The following is a 16561-nucleotide window of genomic DNA, read 5'->3' on the forward strand; positions in this document are numbered from 1 at the left end:
GGCTTCTAAACGTGCCGCGGGGTGGAGCAGTTCGGTAGCTCGCTGGGCTCATAACCCAGAGGTCGTAGGTTCAAATCCTGCCCCCGCAACCAAGCGTCACATGAAGGCCCCGGTCCAACAGGACCGGGGCCTTCTTCGTGTCCCCACCGCGAGACGCCCAGACACGAGACACGAGACGCGAGACGCGAGACGCGAGACCCCCGGCGCAGGACGCCCAGCCGCAGGCCCGCCCGCCACAGACCCCCGGGTACGCTCGCCCCATGGCCACCCTCACGATCGCGGCGGCGCAGTTCGCCCCCGTGGACGACCCCGCCGCCAATCTCGCCACCGTGCGTACCTCCGCGGTCGACGCGGCGGCCCGTGGCGCGGACCTCCTCGTCACGCCGGAGTACACCTCGTACTTCACCGCCGACATCGACGATCGGTTCGTGGCGGCCGCGCAGCCCCTGGACGGTCCGTTCGTCTCCGGCCTCCGCGACATCGCCCGCGAAACGGGCATCGCCCTGGTCGTCGGGGTCGCCGAGTCGGCAGACACGCCGGAGCGCTTCCGGAACACCCTGGTCGCGGTGCTCCCGTCGGGCGACCTGGCGGCGACGTACCGGAAGGTCCACCTCTACGACGCCTTCGGCTCGCGGGAGTCGGACCGCATCGAGTCCGGCGACCCGGAGCAGCTGCCGGTCTTCGACCTCGGTGGAGTCCGTGTCGGGCTCGAGACCTGTTACGACCTGCGCTTCCCCGAGGTCACGCGACGGCTCGCCGCTCCCGAGACCGGAGCGGCCGACGTCGTCGTCCTCCCGGCGGAGTGGGTGCGCGGCCCCGGCAAGGAGCACCACTGGCACACGCTCCTCACCGCCCGCGCGATCGAGAACACCGTCTGGGTCGTCGGGGTCGGGCAGACGCCGCCGATCGGGATCGGCGGCTCGGTCGTCCTCGACCCGTCGGGCGTCGCGGTCGTTTCGGCCGGCGCTTCGCCGACCACGCTCACTGCCACGATCGACACCACCGTCACCGACGCCGTCCGACGGGTGAACCCGTCGCTGTCGCTGCGGCGCTACGATGTCGCACTGCGCACCCTGCCTGGAGGCCCGGGGCAGCCCTGACGCGTCGGTCGCGTCCCCGACGCGGTCGCGTCTCAGGCGCCGGGGCGCGCTCCGAGGGTCGCCAGGCGTGCGGCGGCGTCCTCGAGGACACTCCGGCGCTTGCAGAACGCGAAGCGCACCAGGGACCGGTAGCCGGAGACCCGGTCCGGGCGGACGAACGCCGAGACCGGCACGCCCGCGACTCCGGCCAACGCGGGCAGTTCGAGGCAGAAGGCACGGGCGTCGTCGTACCCGAGCGGCGCGGCGTCGGCGAGCACGAAGTACCCGCCGTCGGGTCGCATCACGTCGAAGCCCGCCGCCGTCAGTCCGTCGGCGAGCAGTTCGTGCTTCGCGCGCAGGTCGGCGGCGATGCCGGTGAAGACCGCGTCGGGCAGGCGGAGTCCCACGGCGACGGCCGGTTGGAAGGGCGCGCCGTTCACGAAGGTCAGGTACTGCTTCACCGTCGTGATCGCGTCGACGAGTGCCGGGGGCGCGGTGAGCCAGCCGACCTTCCACCCGGTCGTGTTGAAGGTCTTGCCGGCGCTCGAGACCGACACCGTCCGCTCGGCGGCGCCCGGCAGGGTCGCGATGGGCGTGTGTGGGACGTCGAACGTCAGGTGCTCGTAGACCTCGTCCGTGATGATCACCGCGTCGCGCTCGGTGGCCAGGTCGACGATCGTCTGCAGCACCTCGGTGGGCAGGACCCGGCCGGTCGGGTTGTGCGGGGTGTTCACGAGCACGGCGCGGGTGCGGTCGGTGAAGGCCGTGCGGAGCGTGCGCTCGTCGGGCAGGAAGTCGGGCGCGGTGAGCGGGACCGTGACGTGCACGCCGCCGGCCAGCCGGATGAGCGCTCCGTAGGCGTCGTAGAACGGCTCGAAGGTGATCACCTCGTCACCGGGTTCGACCAGCGCGAGGATCGTCGCGGCCAGCCCCTCGGTGGCGCCGGCGGTGACGAGGACCTCGCGGTCGGGGTCCACCTCGAGCCCGTACCACCGCTGCTGGTGCTCGGCGATCGCCGTCCGCAGGTCGGGGGTGCCCCGGCCCGGCGGGTACTGGTTCACGCCGTCCCGGATCGCCTGCACCGCGGCCTCGAGCACCTCGGCCGGTCCGTCCTCGTCGGGGAACCCCTGCCCCAGGTTGACCGCGCCGGTGCTGGCGGCGAGGGCGCTCATCTCGGCGAACACCGTCGGTGCGGGGACCCCGTCCGGTCCGAGCAGCATCGCTCCGTCGGCGGCTCGCAGCCACGGTCCTGCCTGGCGCATGTGGTTCCCTCCCGTGCGGGCGACGACGTGTCGCGCTGAACGGACCCCAACCTAGCTGTCCGTCCCGCGGCAGACCGGGCCACCGTGTACAGCGCACGCATAAGATCGCCAGGGGTGGCTCGCAGCCTCGCCAGAAGGACCGCTCAGGTGCTTGCGACAGACTGCACGAGCTTGAAAGGAGCACGTCCAGCATGACCGACACCACGCCCAGCGGGCAGGGCGACGACCGCCGTCCGGACGATGCGGCTCCGCCTGCCGCCAGTGAGGACGCCGCAGCAGCGGCCACGAGAGGGAACACGTCGATGCCGAACGACTCCGACCAGCCGGACGAGACCCCTCGCCCGAACCAGAACGAGAACGACGAGACGACCCCGGACCACACGGATGTGATCCCGTCGTCGACGGACCACGCGACCGACCGTTACACCGCGCCGTACCCCGCGGTCTCGGGCGACTCCTCGGGTGCGCAGCAGGGCGGCTACGGCCAGCAGACGTCGCCGTACGGCCAGCAGTCGCAGCAGAGCCAGAACCCGTACGGACAGCAGTCGCAGCAGAGCCAGAACCCGTACGGCCAGCAGTCCCAGCAGAGCCAGAACCCGTACGGACAGCAGCCCCCGCAGGCCCAGAACCCGTACGGCCAGCAGAGCCAGTACGGCCAGCAGCCCCAGAACCCCTACGGCCAGCAGAGCCAGTACGGCCAGCAGCCCCAGAACCCCTACGGCCAGCAGTCCCAGTACGGCCAGCCGGGCGGCGAACGGCCCCGCTACGGCGAGTACGCCCAGCCGACGTCCTCGGCCGCTCCGAGTTCGTCCTCCGAGTACGCGAACGCGTCCGCGCAGGCTCCGCAGTCGGCCACGAGCGGCTTCGGTGACGTCGACGGCGCGAACCAGCGCAACGGTCACTACTTCAGCGACGACGCCTCGGGCGCCGCGGCGACCACGACGACCAAGGACCGCTCGGGGCGCAGCAAGCTGCTCCTGCCGGTCATCGCCGCGGTCATCGCCGGTGGTCTGGTGGGCGGCGGTGCCGGTTGGGCCGTCTCCTCGGGCAACGACGGTGGCAGCGTGGTGTCCTCCGGTTCGTCGCAGGGCGGCAACCTGACCGTCAACGACTACGACTCCGCCACCGTGGTCACCGCCGTCGCGGCACAGGCCACCCCGTCCGTCGTCACCATCAACGTGTCCGCGAGCAACGAGGCCGGCACCGGTTCCGGCGTGGTGATGAGCAAGGACGGCTACATCGTCACGAACACCCACGTGGTCACCCTCGACGGCGACAGCTCGAACGGCCGGATCACCGTCACGACCTCGAACGGCAAGATCTACGCGGGCAAGCTCATCGGTACCGACCCGACGGTCGACCTCGCGGTCATCAAGATCGACGCGACCGACCTCAAGCCGATGGAGTTCGCGGACTCGTCCAAGCTCAACGTGGGCGACACGGCGGTCGCGATCGGCGCGCCCCTGGGCCTGTCGAACACCGTCACCGACGGCATCGTCTCGACGCTGAACCGCAGCATCCAGGTCACCTCGAGCGCCCCCAGCGAGGGTGGCGACTCGAACGAGGGCGGCAACGGCGGCTCGGGTCCCTTCGACTTCTGGGGCAACGGGGACAACGGCAGCAGCTCGTCCGCGAACACCACCGTGTCGCTCCCGGTCATCCAGACCGACGCATCGATCAACCCGGGCAACTCCGGCGGTGCGCTGCTCGACTCGAAGGGCCGACTGATCGGCATCAACGTGGCGATCGCCTCGGCCGGCAGCTCGTCGTCGTCGGAGTCGGCCGCAGGCAGCATCGGCGTCGGCTTCTCGATCCCGGCCAACCTGGTCAAGCGGGTCGCGAACGAGATCAAGGACAACGGCTCGGCGACCCACGGTCTCCTCGGCGCAACGGTCGGCGACGCCACCGAGGACGCCAGCGCCACCCAGGTCGGTGCCCTCATCAAGTCGGTGTCCAACGGCGGTGCCGCGGCGAAGGCCGGTCTGCAGAAGGGCGACGTCGTCACGAAGATCGGCTCGGCGTCGGTCTCCGACGCCACCGACCTGACCGCGCAGGTGCGCTTCTTCGCGGGTGGCGCCTCGACGACGATCAGCTACGTCCGCGACGGCCAGACCCGCCAGGCCGACGTGAAGCTGGGAACGTTCGACAGCAAGGGCTGACGCCACCACACGACGGACAGGAGGCCCGGGGCACGACGTGCGCCGGGCCTCCAGTCCGTCACGGGGCGCGTCCGGCGCCGACGCAGCTGGGTGGTTCGGCCTCTTGATAGGCTCATGGTCGCTCTGCGGGGCGGCACCGCCCCGGTGCGTCCCGTGCCGCCAGCCAGCACCCCGAGGTACGCATGCAGTCAGACGGACAGCCCCTGCCGGGCGTCTCGTACGTGATGCCCGTGCTCAACGAGGTCACCGAGGTCCGGGCCGCCGTCGGCAGCCTGCTCGACCAGGACTACACGGGCCCGTTCGAGGTCATCCTCGCGCTCGGGCCGTCGATCGACGGCACGAACGAGCTCGTCGCCGAGATGAGCGCTGCCGACCCCCGGATCCGCGCGATCGACAACCCGGTCGGGTCGACGCCCGCCGGGCTGAACGTGGCGATCCGTGCGTCCGTGCACCCGGTCGTCATCCGGGTCGACGCGCACTCGGTCCTGCCGACCGACTACACGCGCATCGCGGTGCACACGCTCCTCGAGTCCGGTGCGGACAACGTCGGCGGCATCATGCGCGCCGAGGGCCGGACCCCCTTCGAGCGGGCCGTCGCCCTGGCCTACGGCAGCCGTGTCGGGCTCGGTGGCACGCCGCACCACGTCGGCGGCACCGCGGGCCCGGCCGAGACCGCCTACCTCGGCGTGTTCCGACGCGAGCGGCTGTTCGACGTCGGACTCTTCGACGAGGGCATCAAGCGCGGACAGGACTGGGAACTCAACCGGCGGCTGCGCCAGACCGGTGGGACCGTCTGGTTCACGCCCGAACTCGTCGTCACGTACCGCCCGCGGCCGAGCCTGAAGCGCCTGGTGCGGCAGTTCGTCGCCACCGGGCTCTGGCGCGGCGAGCTCGCCCGTCGGTTCCCGGCGAACAACGGCCTGCGCTACTTCGTGCCGCCGGCCATGGTGGCGGCGATGGCGCTGGGCATCGTCGCCGGGCTCGTCGGCATCGTCGGCGCCGTGCTCGGCACGGCGCTCGCCTGGGCGCTGCTCGGGTTCGTGGTGCCCGTCGTCTACCTGCTCTTCGTCGTCCTGGGGTCGATCGCCGTGGCGCGTCGCTCCGGGCTGCCGACGCTCCTCTGGCTGCTCGTCGTGCTGCCCTGCATCCACGTGGGCTGGGGGCTCGGGTTCATCATCGGGTTCCTGACCCGCACGTCCGAGCTGACCACCCACACGGGACGGTGACCGAATGACCGACCAGCCCACGACCGGCCGCGGATCCGCACGGCCGACCTCGATCGCCGAGCTCCGGGCCGTCGCCCAGCCGGACGAGGTCCGAGCCCGCGCCAACGCCGAGCACTGGACGGCCTCGCTGTACCTGCGCGACGTCTCGCCGTACCTGACCTGGGTGCTCCTGAAGACCCGTGTCAGCGCGAACCAGGTCACCGGCCTGATGATCCTGGTGGGCTGGAGCGTCGCCGCCGCCCTGCTCATCCCCGGCATCTGGGGCGCCGCGCTGGCGCTCGTGCTCGGCCAGCTGCAGATGCTCGTCGACTGCTCGGACGGCGAGGTCGCCCGGTGGCGCGGCACCAAGTCGCCCGCCGGGGTGTTCCTCGACAAGGTGGGGCACTACACGACCGAGGGGCTGATCCCGGTCGCGCTCGGCATCCGGGCAGCCACCTGGCCGATCCACGACGCCGACTGGATGTGGACGACGATCGGCTGCGCACTCGGCCTGGTCATCGTGCTGAACAAGGCCCTCAACGACATGGTGCACGTGGCCCGTGCGAACGCCGGGCTCGACAAGCTCGTCGACCGGCGGGACGCCTCCACCGCGCCGTCCGGTCGGAAGCTCGCCTCGCTCCGCCGTCTGGCGAAGTTCCTGCCGTTCCACCGCCTGTACCACTCGGTCGAGCTGAGCATGCTCGCGTTCGTCTTCGCCCTGCTCGCCCTGGTGATCGGCGACCCGCTCGCCAGCCGGATCCTGGTCGGTGCGCTGTTGCCGCTCGCCGTGCTCGCGACGGTCGGGCACTTCCTGGCGATCATCGCCTCGAAGCGGGTCAAGGCGTGACCGAGGACACGACCGTACCCGGAACGCTGCGCCGCCATGCGGTGGTGCACCGCGGGCGACCGCGCGTCGCCGTCGTGAGCCTGTCGCAGGGCACCCGACCGGACGACCTGCGCCGCGGGCTGGACAGCGTGCTCGCGCAGGAGGACGTCGAGCTCGACGTCGTCTGCGTCGGCAACGGCTGGGCGCCGACCGGGCTGCCGGACGGCGTTCGGGCGCTGGCCCTGCCCGAGAACGTCGGGATCCCGACCGGGCGCAACGCCGGGGCCGATGTCGTCGACGGCGACTACGTGTTCTTCCTCGACGACGATGCCTCGGTGCCGTCGCCGACGTTCCTGCGCGACGCGATCGCGGTGTTCGAGCACGATCCGTCGCTCGGCCTCGTGCAGCCACGGGTCGTCGACCCCACGGGCGCCGCGAACCCCCGCCGGTGGGTGCCGCGGATCCGCAAGGGCGAGCCGGACCACTCGTCGCCGGTCTTCTCGGTCTGGGAAGGCGCCGTCGTGCTGCCGATGGACGTGTACCGGGCCGTCGGCGGCTGGGGTGCCGAGTACTTCTACGCCCACGAGGGCATCGAGCTCGCCTGGCGCGTGTGGGACGCCGGCCGTCGGACCTGGTACGCCGGGGACCTCGTCGCGCACCACCCCGCGATCGACCCGGCGCGGCACACCGAGTACTACCGGTTGAACGCCCGGAACCGGGTGTGGCTCGCTCGGCGCAACCTGCCGGCGGTGCTGCGACCGCTGTACGTCGGATCGTGGGCCGCGATCCAGATCGCGCGCTGGTGGCGTCACCCCCGCCGACTGGCCACCTGGTTCGGGGGCATCCGCGAAGGATGGACGACCGACTGCGGTCCGGTCCGCCCGATGGGCTGGCTCACAGTCGCACGCATGACCATCGCAGGGCGGCCGCCGGTCGTCTGACCCGCCCCGCCCCGTACCGCCCGAGCAGACCCGGAGAACGACCATGTCGATCATCAGCGACCTGCGGACCGCCCTGCGGCTCGTCGAGCGACTCCTGACGTCGCGCCGGAGCCGGCGGCAGCTCGCACAGCGACTGCCGTCCGCGCCGAAGCCGGCGCCCGGTTCGGTCGAGATCGCCGTGTACTTCGCCGACGGTCCGGTCAACATGTACCAGGTGCGCCAGTGGTACGCGCCGCTGGCCGAACTCGCGAAGACGCACCCGGTGGCGATCGTCTCGCGGAGCCCGGGCACGATGCTGACCCTGCTCGACGAGTCGCCCGTGCCCGCGGTCTACGCCCGGCAGGTGGTCGACCTCGAGCACTTCGTCGACACCCAGGCGCCGAAGGTGGTGCTGTACGTCAACCAGAACGCCCGCAACTTCCAGATGATGCGGTACGGGCGGATGTGGCACGTCTTCGTCAACCACGGCGAGAGCGACAAGATGTACATGACCACGAACCAGTTCAAGGCGTACGACTACGCCCTGATCGCGGGGGACGCAGCACGCGATCGTCTGGCCGAGGCGCTGTGGGACTACGACCTGGACGCCCGGACCATCGCGATCGGACGCCCGCAGGCCGACCACTTCGCCGGAGCGGCCCCGTACCCGGACGACGACCGGACCGTCGTGCTCTACGCCCCGACGTGGGAGGGCGACCGCGGTGCCGCAGCGTACGGGTCGATCGCGTCGCACGGCACGGTCATCGCCGAGCAGGTGCTGGCGTCGCCCCGCCACCGTCTGGTCTACCGTCCGCACCCGCGCAGCGGTGTGCTCGACCCGGCGTACCGCGCGGCGCACGAGCGGATCGTGGCGGCGATCAGCGCGGCCAACGCGGCCGACCCCGCCGCGCACCACCTGTACGACGACGGCGGTGACCTCGGCTGGCAGCTGGCGGACGCCGACGTCGCGATCACGGACATCAGCGCGATGATCTACGACCGGCTGGCGGTCGGCAAGCCGCTCATCGTCACGCGGCCGGTCTCGCCCGAGGCCGACGTCGACGAGCGGGGCTACCTGAGCGACGCGAACTGGTTGACCGCGGCCGATGCCCCGTCGGTGCTCGCCCGTGTCGACGCGGCCGCGAGCGACGCCGAGGAGCTCGCACGCCTGCAGCACTGGGTCGCACGGTACTTCGGCGACACGACCCCGGGTGCCGCCACGGAGCGGTTCCACGAGGCCGTGGAGTGGCTGCTCGAACGGTGGCGGACCGTCGCGGCCGAACGCGACGGGCGCTGACGGCCGGTCGTCACCCCGGGTCCTCCGTGGCGCAGGTCGACGCAGGGTCACGGCTGGAGCCCCGGCCCGACGAGCGACATCCGCCAGAGGTACTCGGACCGGTCGGGCCGACGCCACCGCACGATGACGACCCCCGTGTCCTCGGGGTCGGCGCCGAACACCGCCAGCGACAGCGACCGGCCTGGGTCGAGACGGCGCACCGCGAGCGGCGGGCAGTAGCCGTTGCCCAGATGGGTGAGGGAGAGCCCGTCGACCGGCTCGGGGCCGGTGTTGACGAGGTCGTACCGACGCGGTGCGTGCGATCGGTCGACGGCGAACGGGACAGCGTACGCGGTTGGTGGGTGGTGCATGGGGGGAACGCTAGGGGGAGGGTCCGACGGCGGGACCCCGGGGGCGCGCACGAGGGCCGGGGCTGTGGAGGGAGCCAGCGATACCGGTGTTGGTGCAGGGGGAGTACCCCGGCCGGTCAGGAGCCGTAGTCGGCCGCGTACCGGGCCAGCGCGGCCTCGATGGTGCCGTCGAGCTGCAGACGACCCTTGTCGAGGTAGAGCCCCCGGTCGCAGAAGCGGCGGAGGTCCTTGTCGCTGTGGGAGACGAAGAACAGCGTCCGGCCGCCGGCCAGAAGCTGCTCGATCCGCTTGTAGCACTTCTCGCGGAAGGCCTTGTCGCCCACCGCCAGCACCTCGTCGACCAGGATGACCGGCTCGTCGAGCCGCGAGATCACCGCGAACGCGATGCGGACCTTCATGCCGCTCGACAGGTGCTTGTAGGGGGTGTCCACGAAGTCGGCGATCTCGGCGAAGTCGATGATCTCGTCGAAGGCGTCGCGGATCTCGGCCCGTGACATGCCGTGCAGGCCCGCCGTCAGGTACACGTTGTCGCGCACCGTGAGGTCCCCGACGAAGCCACCGGTGATCTCGATGAGCGGGGCGACGCCGGCACCCACGTCCACGCGGCCCTCGTCGGGCAGCATGACCTGCGCCACGAGCTTCAGCAGGGTCGACTTGCCCTGTCCGTTCCGCCCCACGACGCCGATCGCCTCGCCCGGGCGGACGTCGAACGACACGTTGCGGAGCGCCCAGAACTCATCGGCACGCTTGCGGCGCGCGCGTCCGGCGAACAGGTCCTTGAAGTTCCTGCTCGCGCGACGGTTGCGCTTGAAGCAGATGCCGGCGTCGCGCACCGAGATGACCGGTGCGACGGTCTCGGTGCGACGGGTCTGGTCGGTCGCGGTCATCACAGCTCCTTCAGCACGCGGTGCTCGCTGCGGCGGAACACCGCGAACCCGATCACCAGGACGATGCCGGTCACGACCACCGAGGCGCCGACCTCGAGCCAGTCGAGCTGGCCGGGGAAGAACGCCGCGCGGTACATGCCGAAGATGCCGGTGAGCGGGTTGATCGCGGCGATGTCGCGCAGGGCGGAGGGCAGCGCGTGCGTGCCGTAGATGATCGGGGACGCGTAGAACAGGAACCGCAGCACGAGCTTGGTGGCACGCTCGAGGTCACGGAAGAAGACCACCAGCGGCGCGACGATGAGGCCCAGGCCGTAGACCAGCGCGCACTGCAGCACGATCGCCAGCGGGAAGAACACGACCTGCCAGTGCAGGTGTGCACCCGTCGCGATCGCGAAGGCAGCCAGGACCGGCAGGCTCAGCAGGAACTCGATGCCCTTCGACGCGATGATCCGAGCCACCCAGATGGTGCGGGGGATCGTGGTCGAACGGATGAGCTTCGATTCCTTGATGAACGCCCGGGTGGAGTCCGAGACGCCGCCGGTGAACCACATCCACGGCAGCAGCGCGGACAGCAGGAACACGATGTACGGATCCTCACCGACCGAGCCGCGGTGGAAGACCTGCGTGAAGACGAACCAGTAGATCCCCGACATCACGAGTGGGTCGAGGATCGACCACACGTAGCCGAGCGCCGACGTCGAGTAGCGGACCCGGAGGTCGCGGACGGTCAGCAACCACAGGGCCTGACGATAGCGCCGACCGGCGCTCCGGGCCTTCGCGGGTGCGGGAGCCACGGGCGCGGTCGGCGCACTCGCTGTGGTCACGGTTTCCCTCCGGGCGGAACCGCCGAGGGGGTCCTGACGGTGGTTCAGGCGAACAGGTTGTTCGCGCGCTCGAGGTCCTCGGCGAAGTCGATCTCGACCGCGTACAGGTCGGAGATGTCGATCGGCGTCCAGCGTAGCCCGTCCTCGGCGATGGCAGCTTCGATGCCGCCCTCGAAGTACTCCTGGTCGTCGACGCGCCCGAGCTGGCGGATGAGGGCCTGCTTGTCGGCGGCGGAGACGTAGTTGATGCCGACGGCTTCGCCGAGACCCCCGACGACCTGCTTGGAGAGCTTGTGGATGAAGCCCTCGGCGTCGACGGTGTACTTGACCTCTTCGTCGGAGACCTTGTCGGTGTTGACGCTGACGAAGGAACGGCCCTCGTCGATCATGTCGGCCGCACGGACCAGCGCCATCGGGTCGAAGACCACGTCGCCGTTCATCCAGAGGACACCGCTCTTGCCGGTGGCCTTGAGAGCGCGCAGCAGGCTCTTCGAGGTGTTGGTGGAGTCGTAGGACTCGTTGTAGACGAAGTTCGCTTCGGGGAACGCCTCGACGATGTGCTCCGACTTGTAGCCGACGACGATCGTCACGCGGGCGCTCGAACCGAACGCGGCGCGGATGTTGTCGAACTGCTGCTGCATGATGGTGCGGCCGTCACTGAGCTCCGTGAGCGGCTTCGGCAGGCTGCGGCCGAGACGGCTGCCCATCCCCGCTGCGAGGATCACGATCTGCGTGGTCATGCTGGTCCCTTCTGGTGTCCGCCCGCGCACCCTGGGGTACGGGCGGGCCTCGTCGAGTCTGCGCTTCCAACGTCCGAGTTGCCCGAGAACCGGTCGCGTCGACGTGGTCGTCGCAGCGAGGAGGCTGCCGGGATCGCCTGCTGGAGCAGGTTTCCAAGTGGTGAACACTCCTTCGTGCCCTGGTGAATGATACGGAAACACCCCCTCGCGGGGTACGGGTCTGCGTGCTTCGTACTCAATTCGTGACCCTGGCCGAGACGGTTCCCGACGGTCGGAGAGCGTTGGTACGGTGGGTCGATGCCAGCGCGAGCAGAGAACGAGGACGTGTACGCCACGGCCGACGCTGCCTGGATGACCGAGGCGGGGGACGCCTACGACGCGGACACCGCCGCGGCTGCTGAGGACGACGCAGCCGACGACGACACGGGGGACACTGATGCGGACGACGCCGCCACTGATGACGCGATGACCGACGGGACGGCCGTCCGCACCGACGCGACGACTGCGACCCACCCGGACGACGCGACGACCGGCACCGACGCGACGACCGGCACCGAAGCGACGACCGGCACCGAAGCGACGACCGAGACCCGCACGGACGACGCGACGACGGACGACCGCACCGACGACACGGCGGCCGCAGCGCCCCGCCCCGCGAAGGCGCGCACCGGCAAGGGACGCACCAAGCGCCCGACGAAGGCCGCCCCGCGGACCGACGCCGCGCCTCCCGTCCCGACCGACGCGGACGACGCGACGGACGTCGCTGACCGGGCGAGCACCGCCGCGCCCGCGGCGAAGAAGCGTGCGCCCCGCACCGCCGCCCCGAAGCAGCCGCAGACGCTCCAGCCCGTCGTCCTCGCGGCGAACGGCCTGGTCAAGCGGTACGGGCAGACCCTGGCCGTCGACGAGGTCGACCTCGAGATCCGGCAGGGCTCCATCTTCGGCGTGGTCGGCCCGAACGGCGCCGGCAAGACGACGACCCTCTCCATGATCACCGGACTGCTGCGCCCCGACGCCGGCTCGGTGACGGTGCTCGACCACGACGTCTGGGCCGACCCGACGGCGGCGAAGCGCAGTCTCGGTGTGCTGCCGGACCGGCTCCGCCTGTTCGACCGGCTGACCGGCGCACAGCTCCTCTACTACTCGGCCACGCTCCGTGGGCTCGACGGTGCCACCGCCCGGAAGCGCAGCGCCGACCTCGCCGAGGCCTTCGGGCTGGGCGAGGCGCTGGGCCGCCAGGTCGCCGACTACTCCGTCGGCATGGCGAAGAAGATCGCCCTGGCCGCGACCCTGATCCACTCGCCGCGGGTGCTCGTGCTCGACGAACCGTTCGAGTCGGTCGACCCGGTGAGTGCGGCGACGATCACGGACATCCTGCGCCGGTACACCCGGGGCGGCGGCACGGTCGTGCTGTCCAGCCACTCGATGGAGCTCGTGCAGCGCACCTGTGACTCGGTCGCCATCATCGTCGGCGGCAAGGTCCTGGCGTCCGGCACCATGGCCCAGGTCCGCGGGCGCAAGAGCCTCGAGGACAAGTTCGTCGAACTCGCCGGCGGTCGTGTCGTCGCGGAGAGCATGGAATGGTTGCACAGCTTCTCCGGCTGAGGGCGGACCTGCTCGCTGGCGAGGTCCGCGGCACCGCCCGCCGGTCCGTCGCCGTCGTGCTCGCCAGCCTCGTCGGACTCCTCGCCGCCGTGTTCGTCGCGTCGCAGACCATCGCCCTCGGTGACGCCGACCCGGACGTCGCACGTGCCGTCATCGTGCCCGTCGGCACCCTGATCACCTTCGGGTTCACGGTCGTGCCGCTCGTCGTCGGCCGGAGTGACCAGCTCCACCCGCGGCGCTTCGCGGTGTTCGGCATCGAGCGCCGTCGCCTGGCGATCGGACTCGTCGTCGCCGGCCTCGTCGGCATCCCGGTGATCGGTGTGGTCGTCGTCGCGGTCGGCCAGGTCGTCGCCTGGGCCCGTGACCCCGGTCTCGGGCTGCTCGCGGTGCTCGGCGGGCTGCTCGGGGTCGCCACTTGCGCGCTCCTCATCCGGGTCTGCTGCACCGTCGGCTCCCGGCTGATCGGGCCGGGCCGCTCCCGCGACGCCGGGTGGCTGGTGGCCCTCGTCATCATCGCGCTGTCGATCCCGACGGTGGCGCTGCTGCTGCGCGTCGACTGGCTCGACCCGCAGGGCGCGGAGATGCAGCGCGTCGCGGACGTCGCCGGGTGGACCCCGTGGGGCGCCGCGTGGGCTGTGCCCGCCGAGGTCGCGAGCGGCCACGTCGGCGCCGGTGTCCTGAAGCTCCTCGTCGCGGTCGCCGTCGTCGCGCTCCTCGCCTGGGCGTGGTGGGCACTCGTCGGCCGTGCGCTCGAGACCGTCGACGACCGCGCCCGAACCCGTCGCTACCAGGGCCTGGGCTGGTTCGACCGGTTCGGTTCGGCTCCGGTGTCGGCCGTCGCCGCCCGGGCGCTCACCTACTGGGTCCGCGACCCGCGGTACCGCACGTCGTACCTCATCATCCTGCTCGTGCCGATCGTCGTCATCCCGCTCGGTGTCGCCGGTGTGCCGTGGCAGTGGACCGCCCTCGTGCCGCTGCCGCTGATGGCCTTGATCGCCGGGTTCCTGCCGCACAACGACGTCTCGTACGACAACACCGCCGTGTGGCTGCACGTCGCCTCGGGTGCGCCCGGGTGGAGCGACCGGCTCGGTCGTGTCGTGCCCGTGCTGGTCGTGGGGGCGCCAGCGATCGTCGCGGGGGCCGCGCTGTCCGCCCGGCTGTTCGGAGACTGGGCGGCGTTCCCGCTGCTCATCGGCGTGAGTGCGAGCGCGCTGCTGTCCGGCCTCGGGTTGTCGAGCGTCCTGTCCGTGCTCATGCCCTACCCGACGGTGCGGCCGGGCGACCACCCCTTCCAGCAGCCCCAGGCTGCCGGCGTCACCGCCACGGTCGCGCAGGCGTCCATGGTGATCGGCATCGTGCTCTGCACGGTCCCCGCTGCCTGTCTCGCGGTGCTCGCTGTCGTGCAGGGTCCGGAGCCCTGGTCGGTGCTGACGCTCCTGGTGGGCATCGGGGTCGGTGCCGTCGTGCTCGTGATCGGTGTCTCCGCCGGCGGACGCCTGTTCGACCGCCGCGGCCCCGACCTGCTCGCCGCGGCACAGCGCAACTAGCGACACAGCGCAACGAGCGGCGCAGAGCGCGGACGAGCGGCGCGCCCGAGGGCGGACCGTCGTACCCTGGACCCATGAGCATGACGGAACCAGGCGGCGGCCTCGACGTGATGGACCGGGAGCTCGAGAAGCTCCTCGAAGACGAAGCGATCGAACCCGGTGACCACGAGCGGTTCTCGCACTACGTCAAGAAGGACAAGATCCTGCAGTCGGCGCTGTCCGGCAAGCCGGTCAAGGCGCTGTGCGGCAAGAAGTGGATCCCGGGTCGCGACCCGGAGAAGTTCCCGGTCTGCCCGGACTGCAAGGCCATCTACGAGAAGATGAAGGCCGAGTAGACGCGACCAGTAGACGGACGGGAGGCCCGTGGCGACGCCGCCACGGGCCTCCCGTCCGCCTGTCGGTCGCTTCGTGAGCAGCAATGGTCGGGTCCGTCACACAGACCCGACCATTGCTGCTCACGAAGCGGCGCCGCGACGCGCGCCGCGACGCGACGCGCGACGCGTGCCCTAGATCACCAGGGTGGGGATGGCGGGGTCGCCGCGACCGATGCGCGACGCATCGGCGGGCAGCTCCGCCTTCGCGCGCCTGTGGTGCGCGCGTGCGGCCTCGACCCCCTGCGTGCCGAGGAACGCCGGGTCGACCTCGCCGCCGGTGACCACGGGGACCAGCAGCGGCCGCTCGTCCGGGCCGACCTGCGCGCCGGTGAGCACGATCTCGGCGGTGGCGACGCCGTTGCGGAGCCGTCGGCCCGCCTCCTTCCGGCCGCCGATCGACGCCTTGTCGGCCGACTTCTTGGCGACGGGGACCCAGTCGCCGCCGTCCGCGTCCCGGTGCGCGACGAGCTTGAACACCATGCCGGCGGCCGGGTGCCCGGAACCGGAGACGACCGAGGTGCCGACGCCGTACGAGTCGACCGGGGCGGCTCGGAGCGCGGCGATCGTGTACTCGTCGAGGTCGTTCGTCACCGTGATCTTCGTGCTCGTCGCGCCGAGGCGGTCGAGCTGCGCACGCACGGCGGCGACGACGGACGGCAGGTCGCCGCTGTCGATGCGGACGCCGCCGAGCTTGCCGTCGGTGAGCCGGACGGCCGTCTCGACCGCGGCCTCGATGTCGTAGGTGTCGACGAGCAGGGTCGTGCCGTTGCCGAGCGCGTCGAGCTGCGAACGGAACGCCTGCTCCTCGGAGTCGTGCAACAGCGTGAAGGCGTGCGCGGCGGTGCCCATCGTGGGGATGCCCCAGGTGCGACCGGCCTCGAGGTTGCTCGTCGCACCGAAGCCGGCGATGTACGCGGCACGGGCGGCGGCGACGGCGTTCCACTCACCGGTGCGGCGGGAGCCCATCTCGGCGAGCGGGCGGCCGTCGGCGGCCGACACCATGCGGGCGGCGGCCGAGGCGATCGCGGAGTCCGCGTTGAAGATGCTCAGGGCGAGGGTCTCGAGCACGACGGCCTCGGCGAAGGTGCCCTCGATCTGCAGGATGGGGGAGTTCGGGAAGTAGACCTCGCCCTCCCGGTAGGCGCGGACGTCGCCGCTGAACCGGTAGTCGGCGAGCCACGCGGCGGTGCCGGCGTCGATGACGCCGCGGTCGCGCAGGAACCCGATCTCCTCGTCGCCGAAGCGGAAGTCGCCGAGGGCGGTGAGGAAGCGTCCGAGCCCGGCAGCGACGCCGTAGCGGCGGCCGTCCGGCAGCCGCCGGGCGAACACCTCGAAGACGCATCGGCGGTCGGCGGTGCCGTCCTTCAGGGCGGCGTCCACCATGGTGAGCTCGTACTGGTCGGTGAGGAGCGCGCTGGTCACGTCTCCGACACTAGTGACGTACCGGTGGGGAGGCCCGGATCATCCCGTGCGCCCGGCCTGCGTG

Annotated in this window: 15 protein-coding genes and 1 tRNA gene; 10 read left to right on the forward strand and 6 right to left on the reverse strand. The window is 71.3% G+C overall.

Annotated elements, in window-relative coordinates; all coding sequences use genetic code 11:
* Positions 1–15: 15 nt before the first annotated feature.
* Positions 16–92 (forward strand) — tRNA-Met (locus QRN49_RS15230).
* Between the two features lie 168 nt (positions 93–260).
* Positions 261–1100 carry a carbon-nitrogen hydrolase family protein gene (locus QRN49_RS15235; RefSeq protein ID WP_284756573.1) on the forward strand — a complete coding sequence of 280 codons (840 nt, stop codon included), beginning with the start codon at positions 261–263 and terminating at the stop codon, positions 1098–1100.
* Positions 1101–1132: 32 nt separating this feature from the next.
* Here the strand turns inward: QRN49_RS15235 and QRN49_RS15240 are convergent, their stop codons facing one another.
* Positions 1133–2341 (reverse strand): aminotransferase class I/II-fold pyridoxal phosphate-dependent enzyme, encoded by a 1209-nt coding sequence (locus QRN49_RS15240; RefSeq protein ID WP_259513433.1) that lies wholly within the window; start codon positions 2339–2341, stop codon positions 1133–1135.
* 191 nt (positions 2342–2532) lie between these two features.
* On the opposite strand from QRN49_RS15240, the gene QRN49_RS15245 reads away from it, so the two are divergent.
* From QRN49_RS15245 to QRN49_RS15265, 5 genes are all read left to right on the forward strand, one after another.
* Complete coding sequence (locus QRN49_RS15245) at positions 2533–4500, forward strand: trypsin-like peptidase domain-containing protein (RefSeq protein WP_284756574.1); 1968 nt, start codon at positions 2533–2535, stop codon at positions 4498–4500.
* 182 nt (positions 4501–4682) lie between these two features.
* Positions 4683–5726, forward strand: coding sequence for a glycosyltransferase family 2 protein (locus QRN49_RS15250; RefSeq protein WP_209049502.1), 1044 nt, complete (start codon positions 4683–4685; stop codon positions 5724–5726).
* A gap of 4 nt (positions 5727–5730) precedes the next feature.
* A complete protein-coding gene (locus tag QRN49_RS15255) occupies positions 5731–6552 on the forward strand; it encodes a CDP-alcohol phosphatidyltransferase family protein (protein WP_110864465.1) in 822 nt (273 codons plus the stop codon).
* Positions 6553–6596: 44 nt separating this feature from the next.
* On the forward strand, positions 6597–7472 hold the full coding sequence (locus tag QRN49_RS15260) for a glycosyltransferase family 2 protein (RefSeq protein WP_284756661.1): 876 nt from the start codon (positions 6597–6599) through the stop codon (positions 7470–7472).
* A gap of 43 nt (positions 7473–7515) precedes the next feature.
* Positions 7516–8748, forward strand: coding sequence for a CDP-glycerol glycerophosphotransferase family protein (locus tag QRN49_RS15265; protein WP_111022640.1), 1233 nt, complete (start codon positions 7516–7518; stop codon positions 8746–8748).
* Between the two features lie 47 nt (positions 8749–8795).
* Here QRN49_RS15265 and QRN49_RS15270 read toward each other — a convergent pair whose 3' ends face one another.
* From QRN49_RS15270 to QRN49_RS15285, 4 genes are all read right to left on the reverse strand, one after another.
* Positions 8796–9098, reverse strand: coding sequence for a hypothetical protein (locus QRN49_RS15270; protein ID WP_071405447.1), 303 nt, complete (start codon positions 9096–9098; stop codon positions 8796–8798).
* Positions 9099–9214: 116 nt separating this feature from the next.
* Positions 9215–9985 (reverse strand): ABC transporter ATP-binding protein, encoded by a 771-nt coding sequence (locus tag QRN49_RS15275; RefSeq protein ID WP_284756575.1) that lies wholly within the window; start codon positions 9983–9985, stop codon positions 9215–9217.
* A complete protein-coding gene (locus QRN49_RS15280; RefSeq protein WP_084741093.1) occupies positions 9985–10809 on the reverse strand; it encodes an ABC transporter permease in 825 nt (274 codons plus the stop codon). The genes QRN49_RS15275 and QRN49_RS15280 overlap by 1 nt, the downstream gene beginning before the upstream one ends.
* Before the next feature lie 44 nt (positions 10810–10853).
* Positions 10854–11549, reverse strand: a complete 696-nt coding sequence (locus QRN49_RS15285; protein ID WP_017887019.1) for a phosphocholine cytidylyltransferase family protein — start codon at positions 11547–11549, stop codon at positions 10854–10856.
* A 297-nt stretch (positions 11550–11846) separates the two neighbouring features.
* On the opposite strand from QRN49_RS15285, the gene QRN49_RS15290 reads away from it, so the two are divergent.
* The 3 genes from QRN49_RS15290 (at position 11847) to QRN49_RS15300 (ending at position 15036) form a co-directional block, all read left to right on the forward strand.
* Positions 11847–13154, forward strand: a complete 1308-nt coding sequence (locus QRN49_RS15290) for an ABC transporter ATP-binding protein (protein WP_284756576.1) — start codon at positions 11847–11849, stop codon at positions 13152–13154.
* Positions 13130–14701 (forward strand): ABC transporter permease, encoded by a 1572-nt coding sequence (locus tag QRN49_RS15295; RefSeq protein ID WP_284756577.1) that lies wholly within the window; start codon positions 13130–13132, stop codon positions 14699–14701. The genes QRN49_RS15290 and QRN49_RS15295 overlap by 25 nt, the downstream gene beginning before the upstream one ends.
* 74 nt (positions 14702–14775) lie before the next feature.
* Entirely contained in the window at positions 14776–15036 is a 261-nt protein-coding gene (locus QRN49_RS15300; protein ID WP_099051947.1) for a DUF3039 domain-containing protein, read from the forward strand.
* Positions 15037–15207: 171 nt separating this feature from the next.
* Here the strand turns inward: QRN49_RS15300 and QRN49_RS15305 are convergent, their stop codons facing one another.
* Positions 15208–16497, reverse strand: a complete 1290-nt coding sequence (locus QRN49_RS15305; protein WP_284756578.1) for a nicotinate phosphoribosyltransferase — start codon at positions 16495–16497, stop codon at positions 15208–15210.
* Positions 16498–16561 lie beyond the last annotated feature (64 nt).

The organism is Curtobacterium sp. ME-Dv--P-122a (assembly GCF_030209645.1).
GTDB lineage: Bacteria > Actinomycetota > Actinomycetes > Actinomycetales > Microbacteriaceae > Curtobacterium > Curtobacterium flaccumfaciens.